The sequence below is a fragment of the Roseococcus sp. SYP-B2431 genome (genome assembly GCF_004336745.1).
Lineage (GTDB): Bacteria > Pseudomonadota > Alphaproteobacteria > Acetobacterales > Acetobacteraceae > Roseococcus.
Genome location: NZ_SJXD01000027.1, coordinates 227419 through 249656 on the forward strand (window position 1 = coordinate 227419; position 22238 = coordinate 249656).

The window sequence follows — 22238 nt, forward strand, 5'->3', positions numbered from 1 at the left end:
GTTCCTCCTTTGCGCCGGGGGCCGGGGGCTCGGTTCCCGGCGTCCTGGTCCGTCAGTGCATGATGTCACCACCATTCGGCGACAGACAGGCCCCGCAATAATAGGTGCCCCCCGGCCCGGCCAGCAGCACGGCCGTCGCCGCGATCTCCTCGGGGAAGCCAAGCCGCCCCAGCGGCAGGCTGGCCGAGATCCGCGCCTTCCATTCCGGCCCGCGCCGCGCCGTCAGGTCCGTCTCGATCGGCCCGGGCGCGATGGCGTTCACCAGCACGCCGTGCGGCCCCGCCTCGAAGGCCAGCGCGCGGGTGAAGCTCAGGATGCCGCCCTTGGCCGCGCAATAGGCCACGATGCCGGCCGAGCCCTTGATGGCGAGCTGCGAGGAGATGTTGATGATCCGCCCGCCGCCGCGCGCCACCATGCCCGGATAGACCGCCTGGGCCATGAAGAACATGCCCTTCATGTGGATGTCGAACATCCGGTCGAACTCGGCCTCGGAGACCTCGCCGAAGGGCGTGCGGATATTGATGCCGGCATTGTTGAGCAGGATGTCGCAGGGGCCGAGCGCGGCCTCGGCGGCGGCGGCGAAGGCCTTGACCCGGGCGACCTCGCCCATGTCGGCCTCCATCTGGAAGGCGCGGCGGCCCATGGCCTCGATGGCCGCGACGACGGCCTTTCCTTCCGCCTCGTCCTGATAGTGGCAGAGGGCGACGTCGGCCCCGGCCTCGGCGAAGGCGAGCGCGCTGGCCCTCCCGATGCCCCGGCTGCCGCCGGTGACATAGGCGATCTTACCCGCAAGGCTCATGCGCCCAGGCTCCTCATCGTAGCGGCAAAGTTTTCACGGATGGTCCCCTCGCGGATGTGGCGGCCGCCCTCGACCACCACCCGCCCGCCGACGGCGACGCTGCGGACCATGCGGTCGGCGGGGCCGAAGATCCAGGCGTCGAGCAGCGCGTCGCCCTCCCGGCCGACCAGGGTCGGATGCTCGTCGTCCAGCTCCACGAGGTCGCAGCGCAGGCCCACGGCGATGGCGCCGAGTTTCACGCCGCAGGCCTGGGCGCCACCGGCGAGCGCACGCTCCAGCAGGCCGCGGCCGGGATGCGGCCGCGCCTCGTCGGTGGCGACGCTGCGCAGCTCCAGCGCCAGGCGCTGGCTCGTTTCCAGCTGGCGGAGCTCGGCGGCCGGGTCGATGCCGACATGGCTGTCGGTGCCGATGCCCAGCACGCCGCCCTGCCCCAGATAGGGCAACAGAGGAAAAATGCCGTCGCCGAGCGAGGCCTCCGTGCTTGGGCACAGCCCGGCGACGGCGCCGGTCGCGGCCAGCTCGCGCGTCTCGGCCTCGTTCATGTGGGTGGCGTGGATCAGCACCCAGCGGCGGTCGAGCGGGCAGTTGCGCAGCAGCCATTCCACCGGGCGCAGGCCGGTGGCGGCGAGGCATTCGCCCACCTCGCGCTCCTGCTCGGCGGCGTGGATGTGGATGGGCGCGTCGAGCGCCGCCATCGCCCGCAGCATCTCCGGCGTCACGGCGCGCAGGCTGTGCGGGGCCACGCCCCAGGCGGCGTTGCGCTGCCGGCGCGCGGTGGCCTTCACCGCCTCCAGGATCTCGAAGAAGCCGTCGAGGTCGTTGAGGAAGCGGCGCTGCCCTGCATGCGGCGGGGCGCCGAAGATGCCCCCGTGTCGGTAAAGGCTCGGCAGCAATGTCACGCCCATGCCCGTGGCCTCGCCGGCCGCGAAGAGGCGCTGCGCCATCTCGGAACGATCCGCATAGGGCGAGCCGTCGGGCGCGTGATGGAGGTAGTGGAACTCGGCGACCTGGGTGAAGCCGCGCGCCAGGCACTCGGCATAGAGGAGGGCGCCGATCGCCTCGGCATCCTCGGGCGAGATGGTGAGGGCGAAGCGGTACATGGTCTCGCGCCAGGTCCAGAAGCTGTCCTGCCCGGCGGGGCTGCGCCGCTCGGCGCCGCCGGCCATGGCGCGCTGGAAGGCGTGGCTGTGCAGGTTCGGCACACCCGGGATCACGGAACCGCGCAGCCGCCGCGCTTCGCCGGCCGGCGATTCGGGCGTGACGGACGTGATGAGTCCGGCCTCGTCGCAGGTGACCCGCACGTCCCGCCGCCAGCCTTCCGGCAACAGGGCATGGGCGGCCAGGAATTCCGGCATGAAGGGCCTTTCTCCGCGAGTGCCGGTGAAACATCGACGCCGCCCCCGAGAGGCGCAACCCCGCCTGCTGACATCCCGTGCGCGCCGACCCTATTCTCCGGCGATGAAGCAACTCATCCAGGCGGGCCAGGCTCACCTTGCCGGTCTCCGCGCCATCCGCGACGGCGCCGCCCTCGAGCTGGCGGAGGGCTGGGGGATGGACGTGGCCGCGGGCCTCGCGACGCTGCACGCCGCGCTCGCCAGCGGCGAGCCGCTCTATGGCGTGAACACCGGCTTCGGAAAGCTGGCCTCGACGCGCATCCATGAGGGGGAGCTGGCGAAGCTCCAGCTCAACCTGCTGCGCAGCCACGCCGCCGGCACGGGAGAGGACCTGCCGCGCGCCGTGATCCGGCTGGCGCTGGCGCTGAAGGCCATGTCGCTGGCGCGCGGCGCCTCGGGCGTGCGGCCGGAGATCGTCGAGACGCTTCTGGCCCTGCTGGAGCACGACATGCTCCCGGACGTGCCGAGCCAGGGCTCGGTGGGCGCCTCGGGCGACCTGGCGCCGCTCGCGCATCTCTCGCTGGTGCTGGTGGGCGAGGGCTCGGCGACCGACACCACCGGCGTGCGGCGCGACGGCGATGCGGCGCTGCTCGCCATCGGGCGCCTGCCGGCGGTGCTCGGGCCCAAGGAGGGGCTGGCGCTGCTGAACGGCACGCAGGTCTCGACGGCGCTGGCCATCGATGCGCTGTTCCGCGCGGAGGACCTGCTGCGCGCCTCGCTGCTCACGGGCGCCATGAGCGTGGATGCCGCGCGCGGCTCCGACACGCCCTTCGACCCTCGCATCCACGCGCTGCGCGGCCAGCCGGGGCAGATCCGCACCGCGGCGGCGCTGCGCGGGCTGCTGGCCGGGAGCGCGATCCGCGAGAGTCATCGCCACGGCGACGTCCGCGTGCAGGATCCCTATTGCCTGCGCTGCCAGCCCCAGGTCGTCGGCGCCTGCCTCGACCTGATGGAGCAGGCGGCGCTCACGCTGGAGCGCGAGGCCAATGCCGTCACCGACAATCCGCTGCTGGTGGCCGGCGGCGAGCTGCTGTCGGGCGGAAACTTCCATGCCGAGCCCGTGGCCTTCGCGGCCGATACGCTGGCGCTGGCCATCGCCGAGATCGGCGCCCTCGCCGAGCGCCGCATCGCCCTGCTGACCGACCCGGTGCTCTCGGGCCTGCCGGCCTTCCTGGTACAGGCCGGCGGCGTGAATTCCGGCTTCATGATCGCCCAGGTCACGGCCGCGGCCCTGGCCAGCGAGAACAAGTCCCTCGCCCATCCGCGCAGCGTGGACAGCATGCCCACCTCGGCCAACCAGGAGGACCATGTCTCCATGGCGACGGGCGCGGCGCTGCGGCTGCGGCCCATGCTGGACAACCTCCAGGGCATCCTCGCGATCGAGCTGCTGGCGGCCGCGCAGGGCATCGAGTTCCACCGCCCGCTGACCAGCTCCGCGCCCGTCGAGACGGCCCATGCCGCGCTGCGCGAGCATGTGGCGCCCTGGGACGAGGACCGGCTGATGGCTCCCGACATCGCCGCCGCGCGCAGGTTGCTGGCCGGGCACCGGCTGGCCGCCCTGGTGCCGCTCGCGTGAGCTTCGACCATGTCTGGCTGGGCGCCCATCTCGCCACCATGCGCGACGACGCCCTGGGCCTCGTCGAGGACGGCGCCGTCGCTGCGAAGGACGGTCGCATCGCCTATGTCGGGCCGCGCGCCGGCCTGCCCGCGCACCAGGGCCACGTCACCGACTGCAAGGGCGCCTGGATCCTGCCCGGGCTGATCGACTGCCACACCCACCTGGTCTTTGGCGGCAACCGCTCGGGCGAGTTCGAGAAGCGGCTGGCCGGCGCCTCCTACGAGGAGATCGCACGCGGCGGCGGCGGCATCCTCTCCACCATGCGGGCGACGCGCGAGGCCACCGAGGAGGCGCTGATCGGCGCCGCCCTGCCCCGGCTGGACGCATTGCTGCGCGAGGGCGTCACCACGGTCGAGGTGAAGTCCGGCTACGGGCTGTCGCTCAAGGCCGAGCTGAAGCAGCTCCGCGCGGCCCGCGCGCTCCCCGGCGCGCGGGAGGTGAGCGTGGTCACCAGCCTGCTCGCCGCCCATGCGGTGCCGCCGGAATATGCCGGGCGCCGGGGGGACTACGCGCGGTTCGTCGCGGAGGAGATCCTGCCGCGCGCGGCCTCGGAAGGACTGGCCGATGCGGTCGATGCCTTCTGCGAGAGCATCGCCTTCACCCTCGACGAGACCGCCATGGTCTTCGAGGCCGCGCGACGTTGCGGCCTGCCGGTGAAGCTGCATGCCGACCAGCTCACCGATGGCGGGGGCGCGGCCCTGGCCGCCCGCTTCGGTGCGCTCTCGGCCGACCATATGGAGCGCTCCAACGCCGGCGGCATCGCCGCCATGGCGAAGGCGGGCACGGTCGCGGTGCTGCTGCCCGGCGCGACGCTCACCCTGCGCGAGACGTATTTCCCGGATATCGCCGCGATGCGCGCGACGGGCTGCCGCATGGCGCTCTCCACCGACATGAATCCGGGCTCCTCGCCCGTGCTCTCGCTGCTGCTGATGCTCAACCTCGGCTGCACGCTGTTCCGCCTGACGGTGGCCGAGGCGCTGCTCGGCGTCACCCGCCACGCCGCCGCGGCGCTCGGGCTGAAGGATCGCGGCGTGCTGGAAGAGGGGATGCGCTGCGACCTCGCCCTCTATGCCGTCGAGCAGCCCGCCGAGCTCTGCTACTGGCTCGGCGGCAACCCCTGCCTCGGCCGCGTGTTCGCGGGGCTGCCGGCATGACCCCTGCCCCGCCTTCCACCATCGCCCTGGCCGAGATCGAGGCGATCCTGCATGCCGGCGTGCCGCTCGGCGCCGAATGGGGCGTGCGGCTGCTGGAGGCCTCGCCCGGCTATGCCAGGCTGGAGCTGCCCTCAAGCCCGCGCGTGCTGCGGCCGGGCAACACGGTCTCGGGGCCGGCCATCATGGGCCTCGCGGATATCGCCATGTGGGCCGCGCTGCTCGCCGCGACCGAAGGGCGCGACGACAGCCTGACCACGACGATGAACGTCAACTTCCTCCGCGCCTGCGGGCCGGGGCCGATCGTCGCCACGGCGCGCGTGCTGAAGGGCAGCGGGCGCACCATCTTCGGCGAGGTGCTGGTGACCCGGGCCGACAGCAACGAGGTCGCGGTCCACATCACCACGAGCTGGGTCAGGACGAAGCCGAAAGCCTGAGGCGACTCAACCCACCCGGCGGCCCGTGAAAAGCACGGCGACCAGCATCGCCCCCATGCAGAGGGTGGCGCCCAGCGCCTTCACCGGCCCGATCTCCTCGCCCAGCACCACGGCCGAGAGGATCAGCCCCGTCACCGGCACCAGCACCGAGAGCGTGCTGGCCCGCGTGGCACCGAGCGTCTCCACGCTGCGGGCGAAGAGCAGCATCGAGATAGCGCCGAGCAGGACGCCCTGCGCCACGAGCATCCAGACGACCAGGCCGGGCGGAAGGGCGAAGAAGGCCTCCGCTCGGAACGCCAGGAAGGGCGGTAGGATCAGCGGCAGCGAGACCAGCGTCACCGCCGCGGCTGCGGGGATTGCCGAGACCTGCCAGCGACGCAGCAGCACGGTGAAGACGGACCAGGTGACGCCGGCGCCCGCCAGCAGCAGGTCGCCGCGCCAGGCGCCCGGATGCTGGCCGAGCCCGTCCCAGCCGATGACGAGCACGCCCGCGAGCATGACCGCCAGGGCGATCGCGCGGCCCCGCGTAGGCCGCTCCGCCAGCAGCCACCAGGCCAGCAGCGCGCCGAAGACCGGCGAGATCATGGGCGCGATGGTCGAGCCATGGGTCGCCGGCGCGAATTTCAGCGCCGAGACGAAGAGGATCAAGTTGCCGCAGCCGGCGAAGAGGAAGAGGACGAAGATCCGCCGCCAGCCGAGCCGTCGCATTTCCTCGCGATGCCGCCAGACCAGCGGCAGCAGCAGCAGCGAGGCCGGCACGTAGCGGCAGAACAGGATGTCGAGCACGTGGAAGCCCTGGCCGACGAGGGCAAGCCGCGCGACCACCGCGTGGCCGCCCCAGATCACCGAGGCGAGCGAGCCGAGCAGCAGGCCGAACAACAGGCGGGGGCTAAGGTTCAGCACGTGGCACGCATCGCGCGCCAAACTCGGGAGGCGGAAGCCCCGCGTCAACCCGCAGCGGCGGAATCAGGCCAGGACGAGGTTCACGCCCTCGGCGAAATCGCGGAAGGGAACGCCATAGACATGGATGGAGACGGCGACCTCGGCCCCGCAATTGGCGATGCGGTGGATGAGGTCCGGATCGGCCGGCCCGTGGCTGACGGCGCCGCGGCCGCGCAGATGGACGGCGTTCGGGCAGGGAGTCTCGCCCGGCGCGAAGAAGTGCTCGCTCAGCACACCGCGATGCACGCCGAGCGCGCACCAGGTGCGGTGCGCATGGACCGGCGACATCTGCCCCGGGCGCCAGACCAGCGCCACGACCGCATAGCCGTCGCCCTCGTCGAGCAGGTGGCGGATGTAGCGATCGGGGCAGCAGGGGCAGTCCTTGCCGGCGAGCAGCTTCGGATCGTCGAGGTGCGGGGCGATGGCGGCGGCCACGGCCGCGGGGCGGCCTTCCAGCTGCGTCCGGGCCGCGAGGCGGATGTCCCGCAGCATTGCGTCGAGGCGCGTGGAAGCCGAGGAGTCGGGCCGGGTGAGCGGCGCCATCATGTTCACAACACGGTCCTCGCATCGGGAGCGGTGAGCGCGGCGAGCACCATCTTCCGGCTGGCCGAGACCTGTTCATGCATGATCCGCGCGGCCTCCTCGGCACGGCCGAGCGCCAGCGCCTCCACCAGCACGTGGTGCTCATGCGCCATCTCGCCGGTGCGGTCGCGCGGGCGGAGGCCGAGCACCAGCATGCGCGTGCTCTCGTCGAGTAGCCGGTCGAGCTGGCGGGCGAGGCGGGCATTGCCGGCCAGCTCGGCGATGGCGACGTGGAAGGCCTTGTTGGCGTCCAGGAAGCGCATGGCGCTGTCCTCGTCGGCGCAGTCGTAGCCCTCGGCGCAGACGGCATCGAGGCGGGCCAGGATCTGCGCGTCCACCCGGCCGGCGGCCCGGCGCGCCGCCTCGGGCTCGAGCATCAGGCGGAGGTCGAAGACCTCATGGATGTCGCGGATGGTGACGAGGCTGACCATCCAGCCGCGGCGCGGGACGGCGATGACCAGCCCCTCCTCGGCGAGGCGGGCCAGCGCCGCGCGGACCGGCGCCTTGCCGAGCTCCAGATGCTGGGCGACCGCACCCTCGGAGACCGTCTCGCCGGGGGCCAGGCGGGCGGTGAGAATGTCGCGACGCAGCTCCGCGACGGCGCGCTCCGTCAGGGAGGGCGGGGCTTCGATGGGGGTCAGCAGCGACATTCGTCTGGAACCGTCCGTAACATGTCACTGCAAGTTCTACGGTGAGTACCTGTGGTTCCGCAAGCAGAAACAGCGGAAAACCGGGCCGGAGTCACCGGCCCGGCTGGACTTCAGTCCACCGAGGCGCCGGACCGGCGGACGATCGCGCCCCAGCTCTCGACGTCGCGGCGCTGGATCTCGGCGAAGCCCTCAGGCGTGTAGACGGGCGGCAGGCCGATGCCCTGGTTCTCGGTCAGCCACTTGGCGAATTCGGGATCGCGCAGGACGGTGGTGAAGGCGGCCGAGAGCTTACCCAGGATCGCCGCCGGCAGATTGGCCGGGCCGAACATGCCGTACCAGGTCGTGCTGACGAAGCCCGGCAGGCTGCAGGCCTCGGCCACGGTGGGGACATCGGGGAGGACGGCCATGCGCTCCGCGGTGGTGACGCCGAGCCCCCTCACCTGACCCTGCCGCATCGCGCCCATGGCGGGGCCGGACTGGTTCAGGAAAAAGTCCACGTCGCCCGCGAGCAGCGCCGTCTGCGCGCCGGGCTGGCCGCGATAGGGGATATGCGTGACGTCGATACCGGCGGCCATGGCGAATTGCGCGCCGGCGAGATGCGTCGAGGCGCCATTGCCGGTCGAGGCATAGTTCAGCCGGCCGGGATTGGCGCGCGCGAAGCGCAGCAGCGCCGCGCAGTCGGTGAATTCGGGACGGCGCTCGGGGCTCACCGTCAGGATATTGGGCACGTCCCCGAGATGGGCGATCGGCGTGAAGTCGCGGATCACGTGAAACGGCAGCGTGCGGTAGAGCGTCTGGTTGATGGCATGCGTGCCGGCCGTGCCGAAGTAGAGCGTGTAGCCGTCCGGCCGCGACTTCGCGACGAAGTCCGATCCGATATTGCCCCCGGCGCCGGTGCGGTTGTCGGCCAGGACCGTCACGCCCAGGACGCGGCCCAGCGGCTCGAGCATGCGGCGGACGTAGATGTCGATGCCGGAGCCGTTGGGAAAGCCGCTGTAGATCGTGATCGGGCGGTTGGGAAAGGCGGCGTCCTGGGCCATGGCGGCCACGGGCGCAGCGAATGGCAGGGCGAGCAGGGAGCGGCGGAGCATGGGCAGGTTCTCCAGAATGTGAGGTCGCGCGCAATCTAGGGGGGGACAGGAGCGAGGGAAATCATGACGGCGACGATCAAGCGGAGCGGCAGATCCATCCATGGCGCTCCCCTCGGCATCCTGATGCTGGAGGCCCGCTTTCCGCGCATTCCCGATACGGTGTCGGGCGCGCATCAGCGCGGCTTGGGCCCAGGCGGAGCTCGCGAGCCGTCCAGGTAGATCTGCGGCACGATATTCGGCCAGGGCGTCTGGGGATCGTTGGGCCGACAGTCCGGCCTGAGCGCGCCGCAATCCCAGCGATGCGCGTCCGGCCGGCCGCTGAACTGCGCGCCCTGCTCGAAGCGGCAGCGGCAGAGGCGGCCGTCGAAACAGGCGGTCATGCCCTCGCGCAGGCCGTTGCAGACCGGCACCTGCGCTGCGGCGGGAACGGCCCGTATCGGCAAGACCAGCAGCAGGACCAGCAGCGCGCGCATGCCGCCATGCTGCGCGCCCACCTCTTAATCAAAGAAAAAGGCCCCGGACGTTTCAGTCCGAGGCCCCCGAAAGCCGTGCCGGGAGGCAGGGCTTACTTCATGCCGACAGCCTGCCGGCCACGCTGGCCGTCACGCACGTCGAGCGAGACCTTCTCGCCCTGCGCGAGATCGGTGCGGCCCGCGCGCGTCAGGACGGAGGAGTGCAGGAACACGTCCTGGCCGCCATCCTCGGGGGTGACGAAGCCGAAGCCGCGCACCTGGTCGAACCACTTCACGGTGCCGTTCAGCGGATAGACGGGGCCGGTGCCCTCGTCGAAGTTCCGTCGGGGGCCGCGATCGCCGCCGCCACCGAAGCCGCCGGGGCCGCGCGGGGCGCCGAAGCCGCCACCGCCACCCGGGGGGCCACCGAAGTCGCGCCGGGGCGGACGATCGCCGAAGCCGCCGGGAGCGCCGAAGTCGCGCCGCGGCGGGCCACGGTCGCCGAAGCCGCCGGGAGCGCCGAAATCGCGCCGCGGAGGACGATCGCCGAAGCCACCGCCGCCGCCCGGGCCGCCAAAGTCGCGCCGGGGGGGACGATCGCCGAAGCCGCCGCGGGCACCGCCGCCGCCACCCGGACCGCGCTTCAGCTCGGTGATGCGGGTGACGAGCCGGCGACCCTGACGGTCGGAGCCGATCTCACATACGAGGATGTCGTCGGTGTCGGGCTGGTCGATCCCGGCTTCGGTCAAAGCCGAAGCGTGGAAGAACACGTCCTGCCCGTCCGGGCCAAGCACAAAGCCGAAGCCCTTGCGGCCGTTGTACCACTTGACCTTGGCCTCGATCAGGCCGGTGTCGCCGCCCTCAGGCGCATAATCGTCAGACACGTCTCTCTTCAATCCACGCTAGTGTTCTCGGCCGAACGGGATGCTGGGCGAGTGATTCAGCATGGCACCCCTCTCGACATAATGCACGCGAAAACATCAAGCGAAACGACGGGGCGAATAGGGTCCGGGCGGCACCGGGGGGGGCGCGTCGGTGAGCAGGGCGACGGCCAGTTCCGCACTGCGCGGCGCCGCGACGAGGCCGACATGGCCGTGGCCGAAGCAGTGGAGGATGTCCCCGCTGGCCGAGGACTTGCCGATACAGGGCAGTCCGTCCGGCATGGAGGGGCGGTGGCCCATCCAGACCTTGATCCGCTCGGCCGGGATTTCCCGGGGCAGGCCGGGGAAGCTGCGCAGCAGGTGGTCGCGCAGGATCTCGGCGCGTCTCCAGTTGGGCGCGGCCTCCAGCCCGGCGATCTCGACCTGGCCGGCCACGCGGAGGCCGGCCTCGGTCATGGTGAGGCTCATCTTGCCGTCCGAGGGCATCATGGGCGTGCGCGGCCCGGCCTCGGGATCGGCGATGACGGCGTGGTAGCCGCGCTCCGTCTCCAGCGGCAGCGTGTCGCCGGCCTCGCGGGCCAGCGCCCTGGAATAGGCACCGGCGGAGATGACGGCGCGGTCGGCCGCCACCTCGCCCTGGTCGGTCGTGACGGCCTTGAGGCGGCCGGCCTCGATACGGAAGCCGGTGGCGCGGGCCTTGACGCGCCTCATGCCCTGCGCCTCGGCCAAGGCGACGAGGGCGGCGACATAGGCGCCCGGATCGCGGCAATGGCCGCCTTCCTCGACCAGCAGCGCGAACTTGTACCGCCGGTCGAGATCGGGCTCGCGCTGGCGAAGCTCGTCCTCGTCGATCTCCAGCCATGTCACGCCGGTCTGCGCGCGGATGCGCCAGGCCAGCGCCTCGGCCTCGAAGGCCGCGCGGTCGGGGAAGACGTAGAGCAGCCCGCGCCGCTCCACGAGATGGCCGACGCCGGCCTCCTCGGCCAGCGCCGCATGCAGCTCCGGCGCGCCGGCGACGAGCGCCCGGAGGGCATGGCCGGTCCTCAGCACCTTGGCCTCGGTCCAGCCCGAGAGCAGGTAGCGGACCAGCCAGGGCGCGACCTTGGGGAAGTACGACCAGCGGATGGCCAGCGGCCCGAGCGGGTCGGAGAGGAACTTCGGCACCTTCTTCCAGAGGCCCGGAAGCGCGGGCGGGACCGTGCTGGAGGGGCTGAGCCAGCAGCCATTGCCGTAGCTGGCCGCCTGCTCGCCACCCGGCGCGGCCGGCTCGACGAGGGTGACCTCGAAGCCCGCGCGCTGGGCCGCCAGCGCCGTGCAGGCGCCGACGATGCCGCCGCCGAGGATCGCGAGCCGGCCCCGGCCGCCGGAGGGCGAGGACGGGAGGCGGGCGTCGATCGCGAAGCCGCTCATACCCGGCCCGGGTCCTGGCCCGCGAGGAGGGAGACATGCGCCGAGACCACGCGCCAGCCGATCTCCGGCAGCCGCACCATGATCTTCGTCTCCCGCCCGATCAGCCCCGTGCCGATTCGCTCGTATTCCAGGTGCGTGCAGGCGAAGTCCTGGCCGAACGCGGTGATATGCACCTTCTTCTGCACCCGCTTCGCATAGGCCTTCACGCTGCCGCGAAAGGCGCGGATGGCGTCGATTCCGTACAGGATCTCCGTGATGCCGAAGCGCACGGTCCGCGCATCGCCCCAGAAGATGCCGTCGAGCACCTCCGTGCGGTTGTTCATCAGCGCATCCTCGTAGCGATCGAAGACGGCGCGGGCTTCGGCGATGACGCCGGGATCATCAAGCTGCATGGCCTGGATGCTTGCCCGGCCTCCCGTGGCGCGCAAGCATCAGCCATGCGCATTCTCCCGGCCGCCTTATCCGCCCTCCTGCTGGCCGGCTGCTCGACCGCCCGGGCACCGGCCACGCCGGGGGCCGAATCCGATCCGAGGAGCCTGCTCGCCACGCCGCTCGCGCAGACCCTGGGCGCCGAGGAGGCCGGCCGCATCCGCGCGATGGCCGAGGCGAACGGCATGCTCGCCCACTGTCGGCTGCGCTGGGAGGGGTATTTCGGCCGCATGACGACGCAGCAACGCGACCTCAACCGGTCCGAGGCGGAGATCCAGCGGATCGCGGTCTGGCACGGCTATTGGCTGGGATCGACCCGCCGCGCGGCGGACCGCGACCAGATCGCCTGCCCGGCCGAACTCCTGACCTCCCTGCGCGAGCGCGCGGAGGGGCTCCTGCGCCTGGCTCCCGCGCCCTGAGCGGGCTTCAGCCCGCTGAGGCGACCGCGCGCTTGGCCATCACCGTCACGAGATGGGCGCGGTATTCGGCGCTCCCATGGATGTCGCCGTTCATGCCTTCCGGATTCTGCTTCACCCCGGCCACCGCCTCCGGTGACCAGGAGCCGGCAAGCGCCGCCTCCATCTCTCCCTGGCGGAAGACGCAAGGGCCCGCGCCGTTGATGGCGACCCGGATGCCCTGCGGCCCCTTCGAGACGAAGGCGCCGGCCATGACGTAGCGGCTCGCCGGGTTGCGCATCTTGGCGTAGCCCGCCTTCTCGGGGATCGGGAACTTGATCGCGACCAGCAGCTCGTCCGTCTCGAGGGCGGTGGTGAACATGCCGAGGAAGAACTCGTCGGCCGGGATTTCGCGCTTGCTGGTGACGACCGTGGCGCCGAGGCCGAGCACCGCGGCGGGATAGTCCGCCGCCGGGTCGTTGTTCGAGACGGAGCCGCCGAGCGTGCCGCGGTTGCGCACCTGGGTGTCGCCGATATGGGCGGCCATCTGCGCCAAGGCGGGGATGGCAGCCTTCACCTCGGCGCTCGTCTCCACTTCGACATGCTTCGTCAGCGCGCCGATGACAAGCGTGTTCCCCTCGCGCCGGATGCCGCGCATTTCGCCGATGCCGGTGAGGTCGACGACGGTTGTCGGCTTGTTCAGCCGGTGCTTCAGCGCGGGCAGCAGCGTCTGGCCGCCGGAGATGAACTTCGCGTCGGGGTCTGCCGCCAGGAGCTTGGTGGCGTCGGCGACGGAGGAGGGCTTCGTGTAGGTAAAGTCGTACATGATCTTGTCACTCCTTGTGTCGTGACGCCGGCCGATTCACGCCTCCGGGCAGTTGCGCTCCGGCGATCGGATGGTCGGCTCCCTCAGTGCGTGCTGCCGTGGATGATGGACCAGATTTTGGGGGCTGTCGCCGGCATCTCGACGTGATTCACGCCGAACTCCCGCAGCGCGTCGACCACCGCGTTGATCACCGCCGGCGGCGAGCCAATCGCCCCCACCTCGCCGCAGCCCTTCACGCCAAGCGGGTTGTGCGTGCAGAGCGTGGTGTGGGTGGCGACGCTGACCGGCGCCAGGTCGTCCGCGCGGGGCATCGCATAGTCCATCATGGAGGCGCTGATGAGCTGGCCGGAGCTGTCGTAGACGCAGTTCTCCAGCAGCGCCTGGCCCACCCCCTGCGCCACGCCGCCCTGCACCTGGCCCTCGACGATCATGGGATTCACCACGCGGCCGACATCGTCCACGGCGGTGAAGTTGAGCAGGTGGACCTGCCCCGTCTCCCTCTCGATCTCCACCTCGGCGATGTGGCAGCCGCCGGGATAGGTGAAGTTCTTGGGGTCGTAGAAGGCGGTCTCCTCCAGCCCGGGCTCCAGCTCGTCATGCGGGAAGTTGTGCGGCACGTAGGCGGCGAGGCTGATCTCGGCCAGGGCCTTGGTCCTGTCGGTGCCGGCGACGCGGAAGGTGCCCCCCTTCTCGCCTCTTGGGTCGAACTCGATGTCCTCGACGGAGGCCTCCATCAGATGCGCGGCGATGCGCTTGCCCTTGGCGATGATCTTGTCCATCGCCTTGTCCATGGCCGAGCCGCCCACGGCCAGCGAGCGGCTGCCATAGGTGCCCATGCCGAAGGGCACCTTGCCCGTGTCGCCATGCACGATGTCGACCTGCGCGACGGGCACGCCGAGCTTGTCGCAGACGAGCTGCGCGAAGGTCGTCTCGTGCCCCTGCCCATGGCTGTGCGCGCCGGTCAGCACGGTGATGCTCCCCGTCGGATGCACGCGGATGGTGCCGACCTCGTAGAGCCCTGCCCGCGCGCCGAGCGAGCCGACCACCGCCGAGGGCGCAATGCCGCAGGCCTCCAGATAGGTCGAGATGCCGATGCCGCGCAGCTTTCCGCGCGATGCCGATTCCGCGCGCCGCGCCTCGAAACCGGCCCAGTCGGCCGTCTCCAGCGCCTGGTTGAGCGTCGAGACATAGTCGCCGCTGTCATATTCCAGCGCCACGGGCGTCTGATAGGGGAAGGCGCTGGTGGCGATGAAGTTCCGGCGGCGCAGCTCGACCTTGTCGAAGCCGCACTGCCTCGCCGCCACATCCACCAGCCGCTCCAGCAGATAGGTGGCCTCCGGCCGCCCCGCCCCGCGATAGGCATCGACGGGCACGGTGTGGGTGAAGACGGCCTGGACCTCAGCATAGATGGCGGGCGTCGAATACACGCCGGCCAGCAGCGTCGCGTAGAGATAGGTCGGCACGCAGGGCGCGAAGGTGGAAAGATAGGCGCCCATATTGGCCTGGGTGTGCACGCGCAGGCCGAGGAAGGTGCCGTCCTTGTCCAGCGCCAGCTCCGCGCGCGACACATGGTCGCGGCCATGGGCGTCGGACATGAAGGCTTCGGTCCGGTCGGCCGTCCATTTCACCGGACGGCCGAGCTTCGCCGCGGCCCAGGTGACGATGGCCTCCTCGGCGTAATGGTAGATCTTGCTGCCGAAACCGCCGCCGACATCGGGCGCGACGACGCGCAGCTTGCTCTCGGGAATCTGCAGCACGAAGGCGCCCATCAGCAGGCGGATCACATGCGGGTTCTGGCTGGTGGTGAAGAGCGTGTGCTCGCCCGTGGTCGTGTCGTAGTCGCCGACGGCGGAGCGCGGCTCCATGGCATTGGGGACGAGGCGGTTGTTCGTCGTCTCGAAGACCACGTGATGCGCGGCCTTCGCGAAGGCGGCGTCCGTCGCCGCCTTGTCGCCGATATGCCAGTCGTAGCAGAGGTTGCCGGCCACATCGTCATGCACGCACGGCGCAGCGCCGGCCAGGGCGGCGGTGGTGCCGGTGACGGCGGGCAGCGGCTCCACGTCCAGGACGATCGCCTCGCCGGCATCCCGCGCCTGGCTGCGCGTCTCGGCGATCACGACGGCGATGGGGTCGCCCACGTGGCGCACCTTGCCCTCGGCGAGGACGGGGTGCTTCGGCTCCGCCATGGGCGTGCCGTCCTTGTTGTGGATCTGCCAGCCGCAGGGAATGCCGCCGATGCCGGTCATGTCGGCGCTGGTGTAGATGGCGACGACGCCAGGCATCTTTGACGCGGCCGTGGTGTCGATCGAATTGATGCGCGCATGGGCGTATTGGCTGCGGAGGATCCAGGCATGGGCCTGGCCGGGACGGTTGATGTCGTCCACATACTGGCCGCGGCCGGAGAGGAAGCGGAGGTCCTCCTTGCGCTTGACGCTGGCGCCGATGCCCTCGAACGGCAGGACTGCGTTCATGGCCTTCTCCCTGTTTCGTGACTTTCCGCCACTTGTTTTCGAGGGGCTTTGCCCCTCGAGCGTCCCATTGAGTCCAAGGGTCCAGGGCCAAAAGCCCTGGCGGGGGTCCAGGGGGCGGAGCCCCTTGGCCTTTACTGCGCCGCGGCCGCGATCGTCTCGCGCCTGCCGTGCATGACGTCCTGGGCGGCGGCGATCGCCTTCACGATGTTGTGATAGCCCGTGCAGCGGCAGAGGTTCCCCTCCAGCCCCTCACGGATTTCCGCCTCGCTCAGGCCTTCGGGATGCTTCTGCACCAGGTCCACCGCCGACATCACCATGCCCGGCGTGCAGAAGCCGCACTGCAGGGCGTGGTATTCGCGGAAGGCCTCCTGCATCGGGTGCAGCGTGCCGTCCGGCCTGGCCAGCCCCTCGATGGTCGTGACGGAGGCGCCCTCGCACATCGCGGCCAGGGTGGTGCAGGCCTTCACGCTCTCGCCGTCGATATGGACGACGCAGGCGCCGCACTGGCTGGTGTCGCAACCGACATGGGTGCCGGTGAGGCGCAGCTTCTCGCGCAGCAGCTCCACCAGCAGCGTGCGGCCCTCGATCTCGACGGTGTGCGACTTCCCGTTCACGCTCAGCGTCACTTGCGGCATCGCGCACTCTCCCCTGGTTGTACCGTGCCGCCGAAAGGTCGCGCTCAGAAGGCGCGTCGTCAAGCGTTACGGGTTGCGCCGTGTCGCGGGATTCGGACCTCCGGCGCGGGCGCGCCTTCGGCCATCCCGCTTCAGGGCGGCAGTTCCTGCTCCAAGGTGAGGCGCCGGCCCCGGGTGACAAGGGTCAGGATGCCGAGGATCAGCGCGCCCAACGGCCAGACCGTCCAGATGCCGAAGGCCAGGAGCGCGCCGAACAGCCCTGCCCCGGCCGCCACATCGGGATCCTCGGAGGCGACGTAGGGAATCACGACGGCGCAATTGGCCAGGGAGAGCACGAGCATCAGCAGGTTGAAGCCGATGAACAGCCATTTGCAGAAGCGCCCGAAGGCGCTGCGCGGCGCCCGGGCGACGAAGGTGACGCGTCGCCCGGACATGGGGCCTCAGGCGGCTTCCGTGCGGAAGGCGGTCGGCGGAGCCTTGTTGAGCAGCGGGTTCTGCGCGGCCGGGAGGTCGTTCAGATGGCAGGCCGAGAAATGCCCGCCCCCATTGTCGCGAAGGGCCGGCTCCTCCTTGCGGCAACGCTCGAAGGCATAGGGGCAGCGCGTATGGAAGCGGCAGCCCGGCGGCGGACGGATCGGGCTCGGCACGTCGCCCTTCAGCACGATGCGCTCGCGCATGGCCCCCGGCATCGGCACCGGCACGGCGGAGAGCAGCGCCTCGGTATAGGGGTGCAGGGGCCGGCCGAAGAGGGCCTTGCGCTCCGCGACCTCGACGATCTTGCCGAGATACATGACCGCCACGCGGTGCGTCATGTGCTCCACGATCGCGAGGTCGTGGCTGATGAAGAGCATGGCCAGCCCGAGCTCCGACTGCAGGTCCTGCAGCAGGTTCACGATCTGCGCCTTCACCGAGACGTCGAGCGCGGAGACCGCCTCGTCGCAGACGATCACATCCGGCTCGGCCGCCAGCGCCCGCGCGATGCAGATGCGCTGGCGCTGGCCGCCCGAGAATTCGTGCGGCCAGCGGTCCACGGCGTCGCGCGGCAGCCGGACCTTGTCCATGAGGAGGCCGATCCGCTCCTCGAGGTCGGCGGCGTCCTTCGCCAGGCCGAAGTTCTTGATCGGCTCGGCCAGGATCTCGCGCACGCGCATGCGCGGGTTCAGCGAGGAGAAGGGATCCTGGAAGATCACCTGGATCTGCCGGCGCAGCGGCCGCAGGGAGCCCACGGGCATCTCGTCGATGCGCGTGCCGTTCAGCACCACCTGCCCCGCCGTCAGCGGGAAGAGGCGCAGCACGGACTTGCCGACGGTCGACTTGCCGCAGCCGCTCTCGCCCACGAGGGAGAGCGTTTCGCCCTTGTCGATGTGGAAGGACACGCCGTCCACCGCGTAGACATGGCCCACCGTGGTGCCCAGCAGCCCGCCACGGATGGGGAAATGCTTCTTGAGGTCCGAGACCTCGAGGATGCGCTCGCCGCTCATCGGCCGTTCCATTCAGCGAAAAGGGTCATGCGGCCACCGCGCCGCTGACCGACGCCTCGACGGGCGCGTAGTGGCAGGCGGCGATATGGTTCGGCGCCTTCTCCTGCAGGGCCGGGGCGACGGCGCGGCAGAGCTCGGTCACCTTCGGGCAGCGCGTCGCGAAGACGCAGCCCGGGATCTTCTGCTTGAGGCTCGGCACCAGGCCCGGGATCTCCACGAGCCGGGTGGTCTCCCCGGTCAGCGAGGAACCGAGCTTGGGCACGGAGCCCAGCAGCCCCTGCGTATAGGGGTGCCGCGGCGTGCGGAAGAGCTCGTTGACTGGCGCCTCCTCCACCTTGCGGCCGGCATACATGACGACCACCCGCTCCGCGACCTCGGCCACCACGCCGAGATCATGGGTGATGAGCACGATCGCGGCGCCGACCGTGTTCTTGAGGTCGCGCATCAGGTCCAGGATCTGCGCCTGGATGGTCACGTCGAGGGCGGTGGTCGGCTCGTCGGCGATGAGCAGCTTCGGGTTGCAGGCCAGGGCGATGGCGATCATCACGCGCTGGCGCATGCCGCCCGACAGCTGGTGCGGGTATTCGCGCACGCGCCGCCCCGGCTCGGGGATGCCCACGAGGCGCAGCATCTCGACCGCGCGCTCCTCGGCCTTCTGCTTGGAGAGGCCCTGGTGCAGCCGCAGTGTCTCGCCGATCTGGCGGCCGTTGGTGAGCACCGGGTTCAGCGAAGTCATCGGCTCCTGGAAGATCATGCTGATCTCGTTGCCGCGGATCTGCCGCATCTCCTTGTCGGAGAGCTTCAGCAGGTCCTTGCCCTGGAAGCGGATGGCGCCCGCCATCTTGCCCGGCGGCTCGGGGATGAGCCGCAGGATGGACATGGCGGTGACGGACTTGCCGCAGCCGCTCTCGCCCACGATGGCCAGCGTCTCGCCCGAGCGGACATGGAAGGACACGCCGTCCACGGCGCGGTTCACGCCGTCCATGGTCCGGAAGTGGGTCTGGAGGTTGTCGACCTCCAGGAGGATCTCGCGATTGTCGCCTTCGGCGCGCGTCATGCTCATCAGAGTTTCTTCGCCAGTCGGGGATCGATGGCGTCACGCAGGCCGTCACCCAGCAGGTTGACCGCGAGCACCGTGATGGAGAGGAAGATGGCCGGGAAGAAGACGATGTAGGGCTTCACCTGCCACAGCGCCCGGCCCTCGGCCATGATGTTGCCCCAGGACGGGATGATCGGCGGCGTGCCTGCGCCGATGAAGGAAAGGATGGCCTCGGTGATCATCGCCGCCGCGCAGATATAGGTCGCCTGCACCGTCAGCGGCGCGAGCGTGTTGGGCAGGATGTGCTTGAAGATGATGAAGATGGTCCGCGTGCCGGAGGCGACCGCGGCCTCGACATAGGGCTGCTCGCGCAGGCTCAGCACCACGCCGCGCACGAGGCGCGACACGCGCGGGATCTCCGCGATGGTGATGGCCAGGATGACGTTCTGTACCGAGCCCCGCGTCAGCGCCATCAGGGCGATGGCGAGCAGGATCGAGGGGATGCTCATCATGCCGTCCATGATGCGCATGATGATGCTGTCGGCGAAGCGGTTGAAGCCCGACATCAGCCCGATGAAGAGCCCGACGGCCGAGGCGCAGATCGCCACCGAGAAGCCCACCAGAAGCGACACGCGCGAGCCGTAGAGCACGCGCGAATAGACGTCGCGCCCCAGCATGTCCGTGCCGAACCACCAGCGGGCCGAGGGCTCGCGCGTGCGCAGCGCCGGCGCCAGCGCGGTCGGGTCCTTGGTCCAGAGGAAGGGCGCGAAGATCGCGATGCAGAGCATGATGATCAGCAGGCCGCCGCCGATCGCGATGGTCGGATACCGCCGCAGGAAGCCGATGACGCCCCGCCGCGGCTTGACGTTGGACAGGATGTCCGGCTGCGGCGCCGCGATCGCGAGGCCCGGCGGGATCTCGATGCCCGGAGGGAGGGTGGCTGCGCTCAATACCGGATCCTCGGATCAAAGAAGGTGTAGCTGAGGTCGATCAACAGGTTCACCAGCACATACACGAAGCTGAACAGCAGGATCACGCCCTGGATCACCGGGTAGTCGCGCCGCAGGATGGCGTCGACGGTGAGCCGGCCGAGACCGGGGATGGCGAAGACGCTCTCCGTCACCACGGCGCCGCCGATCAGCAGCGCCACGCCGATGCCGACCACGGTCACGATGGGCACGGCCGCGTTCTTCAGCGCGTGGACGAAGAGGATGCTGCGCTGCCCGGCGCCCTTGGCGCGGGCCGTGCGGATATAGTCCTGGCTCAGCACCTCCAGCATGGTGGCGCGGGTGATGCGGGCGATCAGCGCGATATAGACGCCGCCCAGCGCGATGGCCGGCAGGATCAGGTTCTCGATCCAGGGGAAGAAGCCGTTCGCGAAGGGCGTGTAGCCCTGGACCGGCAGCCAGTCGAGCTCGAGAGCGAAGATATAGGCCAGCACATAGCCCACCACGAAGACCGGCACCGAGAAGCCGAGCACCGCGAAGGCCATGACGAAGCGGTCGATCGTCGTGCCCTGCTTCCAGGCCGCGATCACGCCCATGGGCACGGCGATGGAGACGGCGAGGATCAGCGTCACGACCATCAGCGAGAGGGTCGGCTCGATGCGTTGCTGGATCATGGTGCTGACCGGCAGGTTGGTGAAGATCGAGGTGCCGAGGTCGCCTCGGAAGATGTCCCAGGCCCAGGCGCCGAAGCGCACCAGATAGGGGCGGTCCAGGCCGAGGGATTCGCGGATGCGCTCCACATCGGCCGGTGTCGCCTGGTCGCCTGCGATGACCGCGGCCGGGTCACCCGGCGCGAGGTACAGCAGCGAGAAGACGAAGAGCGCGACGATCGCCATGACCGGGATCGTCGCGAGGATGCGTCGGATGATATAGGCCCACATGACGCTCTTAAACCAGCCTGATCACGATTTGGAAACACCCCAGAAGAAGGGCAGCGGGCCTTTGACGACGCCGCTGACGTTGCGGCGCCAGGCCTGATAGCCCAGGAAGAAACCTGTTGGCGCGTAGACCACGTTTTCGATGGCCTCGCTGTTGATCTTGTCCATCGCCGCCTTCTCCGCGGTCTCGTTGGGCGCCTCGAACCATTCGGTCACCCCCTGCTCCACCGACGGGACGTTCGGCCAGCCGAACCAGGCGCCGTCGCCATTGGCGCGGACCGCGTTGTAGGCGGCGGGATTTACGCAATCCGCGCCGGCGTGCCAGCTGTGGAACATGCTCCAGCCGCCCTGATTCGGCGGGTTCTTCATGGCGCGGCGCTGGCCCGTGGTGCCCCAGTCGGTCGCGACGAAGTCCACATTCATGCCCATGCGCTTCAGCAGGTCGGCCGTCACGTCGCCCATGGCCTTGGTGATCGGCTGATCCTGTGCCACGACGCAGACCACCGGCTCGTTGCGGTAGCCGCCCTCCTGGAGCAGGCGCTTCGCCAGGTCCATGTTGCGCGGGCCCTTCAGGATGTCCCCGCCCGCCTCGGTGTAGCCGGGCGTGCCGGGCGTGAAGAAGCCGGGCAGCGCCTTCCAGAGATTGTTGTCGTCGCCCACCAGGGCGCGCATGTAGTCCTCTTGGCTCATCGCGGCGAGAACGGCCTGGCGGATTTTCTGCGAGTTGAACGGCGGGTGCAGGTGGTTCATCCGGAAGGAGCCGATATTGCCCAGCGGATCGGCGATGTCGACCGCGATGTTGCGGTTGCGGCGCAGCACCGGGATGAGGTCGGTGATGGGATTCTCCCACCAATCGACCTCGCCATTCTGCAGCGCGGCCGAGGCCGTCGCCGGATCGGGCATGACGGTCCATTCGAGGCGGTCGACCATGATGCGCTTGCCGCCGGCGAGCCAGCTCGCGGGCTCGTTGCGCGGCACGTATTGGTCGAACTTCTGGAAGACCGCCTTCGCCCCCGGCACCCATTCGTTGCGCACGAAGCGCATCGGGCCCGAGCCGATGTATTCCGTGATCTGCGTGAAGGGATCGGTGCGCGCGATGCGCTCCGGCATGATGAAGAGGATGGGCGTGTTGGTCTTGGCCAGCGCGTAGATCAGCTTGGGAAAGCGCGACTTCAGCACCCAGCGGAAGCTGCGGTCGTCCAACGCGACCAGCTCCTGCTGGATGGCGCGGATCATCTGGCCCATGGGGTCGCGCGGCATCCAGCGGGTGATGGAGGCGACGACGTCCTTCGCGAGCACCGGCTCGCCGTCATGGAACCTCAGCCCCTCGCGAAGCTTGAAGGTCCAGGTGAGGCCGTCCGACGAGACGGTGTGGCCCTCCACCATCTGCGGCTGCGGCTCGAGCTTGTCGTTCACGCCGTAGAGCGTGTCCCATACGGCCGCCGAGGCGTTGCGCACGACGTATTGGGTGCCCCAGATCGGGTCGAAGTTCGCAAGGTTCGCCTGCGGCACGAAGCGCAGGGTGCGCGCGGCGGCCCCCTGGCTCAGCGCCGGACCGGACAGGCCCGCACTCGCCGCAGCGGCCGCGACGCCGGCCTGTAAAAAGCTTCTACGCTCCATCAGCCAATCTCCCGTTCCCCCGGCCTGCCGCCGTGTTGGGCTCAACCTGC

Annotated in this window: 23 protein-coding genes; 4 read left to right on the forward strand and 19 right to left on the reverse strand. The window is 70.2% G+C overall.

Annotation, left to right across the window (positions count from 1 at the left end):
- Positions 1-52: 52 nt before the first annotated feature.
- Both EJV46_RS17560 and EJV46_RS17565 read right to left on the reverse strand, forming a co-directional pair.
- Entirely contained in the window at positions 53-799 is a 747-nt protein-coding gene (locus EJV46_RS17560; protein WP_131549995.1) for an SDR family NAD(P)-dependent oxidoreductase, read from the reverse strand.
- The gene (locus EJV46_RS17565; protein WP_131549996.1) at positions 796-2154 is read right to left on the reverse strand and encodes a formimidoylglutamate deiminase; all 1359 of its coding nucleotides are present in this window, start codon (positions 2152-2154) and stop codon (positions 796-798) included. The genes EJV46_RS17560 and EJV46_RS17565 overlap by 4 nt, the downstream gene beginning before the upstream one ends.
- 103 nt (positions 2155-2257) lie before the next feature.
- Here EJV46_RS17565 and hutH point away from each other — a divergent pair, with 103 nt between their 5' ends.
- The 3 genes from hutH to EJV46_RS17580 are packed head-to-tail and all read left to right on the forward strand — an operon-like array spanning position 2258 to position 5399.
- Positions 2258-3769 carry a histidine ammonia-lyase gene (gene hutH, locus EJV46_RS17570; protein WP_131549997.1) on the forward strand — a complete coding sequence of 504 codons (1512 nt, stop codon included), beginning with the start codon at positions 2258-2260 and terminating at the stop codon, positions 3767-3769.
- A gap of 38 nt (positions 3770-3807) precedes the next feature.
- Positions 3808-4965: an imidazolonepropionase gene (gene hutI / locus EJV46_RS17575; protein ID WP_206020867.1), complete on the forward strand. Its 1158-nt coding sequence runs from the start codon at positions 3808-3810 to the stop codon at positions 4963-4965.
- On the forward strand, positions 4962-5399 hold the full coding sequence (locus EJV46_RS17580) for a PaaI family thioesterase (RefSeq protein ID WP_131549999.1): 438 nt from the start codon (positions 4962-4964) through the stop codon (positions 5397-5399). Before hutI ends, EJV46_RS17580 begins: the two co-directional genes overlap by 4 nt.
- A 6-nt stretch (positions 5400-5405) precedes the next feature.
- On the opposite strand, the gene EJV46_RS17585 is transcribed toward EJV46_RS17580, so the two are convergent.
- The 8 genes from EJV46_RS17585 to EJV46_RS17625 all read right to left on the reverse strand — a co-directional run bounded on the left by EJV46_RS17585 (position 5406) and on the right by EJV46_RS17625 (position 11799).
- Positions 5406-6302 (reverse strand): DMT family transporter, encoded by an 897-nt coding sequence (locus EJV46_RS17585; protein WP_165585594.1) that lies wholly within the window; start codon positions 6300-6302, stop codon positions 5406-5408.
- Between the two features lie 63 nt (positions 6303-6365).
- Positions 6366-6887 carry a cysteine dioxygenase family protein gene (locus EJV46_RS17590; protein ID WP_240782619.1) on the reverse strand — a complete coding sequence of 174 codons (522 nt, stop codon included), beginning with the start codon at positions 6885-6887 and terminating at the stop codon, positions 6366-6368.
- A gap of 2 nt (positions 6888-6889) precedes the next feature.
- Entirely contained in the window at positions 6890-7573 is a 684-nt protein-coding gene (locus EJV46_RS17595; protein ID WP_131550001.1) for a GntR family transcriptional regulator, read from the reverse strand.
- 110 nt (positions 7574-7683) lie between these two features.
- Complete coding sequence (locus EJV46_RS17600) at positions 7684-8664, reverse strand: tripartite tricarboxylate transporter substrate binding protein (RefSeq protein WP_131550002.1); 981 nt, start codon at positions 8662-8664, stop codon at positions 7684-7686.
- A 173-nt stretch (positions 8665-8837) separates the two neighbouring features.
- Positions 8838-9158, reverse strand: coding sequence for a hypothetical protein (locus EJV46_RS17610; protein WP_165585595.1), 321 nt, complete (start codon positions 9156-9158; stop codon positions 8838-8840).
- Between the two features lie 71 nt (positions 9159-9229).
- The gene (locus EJV46_RS17615) at positions 9230-10000 is read right to left on the reverse strand and encodes a cold-shock protein (RefSeq protein ID WP_165585596.1); all 771 of its coding nucleotides are present in this window, start codon (positions 9998-10000) and stop codon (positions 9230-9232) included.
- 96 nt (positions 10001-10096) lie between these two features.
- Complete coding sequence (locus tag EJV46_RS17620) at positions 10097-11407, reverse strand: FAD-binding oxidoreductase (protein ID WP_131550005.1); 1311 nt, start codon at positions 11405-11407, stop codon at positions 10097-10099.
- On the reverse strand, positions 11404-11799 hold the full coding sequence (locus tag EJV46_RS17625) for an AtzH-like domain-containing protein (protein WP_131550006.1): 396 nt from the start codon (positions 11797-11799) through the stop codon (positions 11404-11406). The genes EJV46_RS17620 and EJV46_RS17625 overlap by 4 nt, the downstream gene beginning before the upstream one ends.
- Positions 11800-11844: 45 nt before the next feature.
- On the opposite strand from EJV46_RS17625, the gene EJV46_RS17630 reads away from it, so the two are divergent.
- Positions 11845-12255, forward strand: coding sequence for a hypothetical protein (locus EJV46_RS17630; protein WP_131550007.1), 411 nt, complete (start codon positions 11845-11847; stop codon positions 12253-12255).
- Positions 12256-12262: 7 nt separating this feature from the next.
- On the opposite strand, the gene EJV46_RS17635 is transcribed toward EJV46_RS17630, so the two are convergent.
- The 9 genes from EJV46_RS17635 to EJV46_RS17675 form a co-directional block, all read right to left on the reverse strand.
- The gene (locus EJV46_RS17635) at positions 12263-13057 is read right to left on the reverse strand and encodes a xanthine dehydrogenase family protein subunit M (RefSeq protein WP_131550008.1); all 795 of its coding nucleotides are present in this window, start codon (positions 13055-13057) and stop codon (positions 12263-12265) included.
- A gap of 83 nt (positions 13058-13140) precedes the next feature.
- Positions 13141-15528 (reverse strand): xanthine dehydrogenase family protein molybdopterin-binding subunit, encoded by a 2388-nt coding sequence (locus EJV46_RS17640; RefSeq protein ID WP_131550009.1) that lies wholly within the window; start codon positions 15526-15528, stop codon positions 13141-13143.
- A gap of 131 nt (positions 15529-15659) precedes the next feature.
- Positions 15660-16163, reverse strand: coding sequence for a (2Fe-2S)-binding protein (locus EJV46_RS17645; RefSeq protein WP_131550010.1), 504 nt, complete (start codon positions 16161-16163; stop codon positions 15660-15662).
- A 131-nt stretch (positions 16164-16294) separates the two neighbouring features.
- Positions 16295-16597: a hypothetical protein gene (locus EJV46_RS17650; protein ID WP_131550011.1), complete on the reverse strand. Its 303-nt coding sequence runs from the start codon at positions 16595-16597 to the stop codon at positions 16295-16297.
- Between the two features lie 6 nt (positions 16598-16603).
- Positions 16604-17644, reverse strand: a complete 1041-nt coding sequence (locus tag EJV46_RS17655; RefSeq protein WP_131550012.1) for an ABC transporter ATP-binding protein — start codon at positions 17642-17644, stop codon at positions 16604-16606.
- Between the two features lie 25 nt (positions 17645-17669).
- Positions 17670-18707 (reverse strand): ABC transporter ATP-binding protein, encoded by a 1038-nt coding sequence (locus tag EJV46_RS17660; RefSeq protein ID WP_131550013.1) that lies wholly within the window; start codon positions 18705-18707, stop codon positions 17670-17672.
- Positions 18707-19633, reverse strand: a complete 927-nt coding sequence (locus tag EJV46_RS17665; RefSeq protein WP_206020859.1) for an ABC transporter permease — start codon at positions 19631-19633, stop codon at positions 18707-18709. The genes EJV46_RS17660 and EJV46_RS17665 overlap by 1 nt, the downstream gene beginning before the upstream one ends.
- Positions 19630-20571 carry an ABC transporter permease gene (locus EJV46_RS17670; RefSeq protein ID WP_131550014.1) on the reverse strand — a complete coding sequence of 314 codons (942 nt, stop codon included), beginning with the start codon at positions 20569-20571 and terminating at the stop codon, positions 19630-19632. The genes EJV46_RS17665 and EJV46_RS17670 overlap by 4 nt, the downstream gene beginning before the upstream one ends.
- A gap of 21 nt (positions 20572-20592) precedes the next feature.
- A complete protein-coding gene (locus tag EJV46_RS17675) occupies positions 20593-22188 on the reverse strand; it encodes an ABC transporter substrate-binding protein (RefSeq protein WP_131550015.1) in 1596 nt (531 codons plus the stop codon).
- Positions 22189-22238 lie beyond the last annotated feature (50 nt).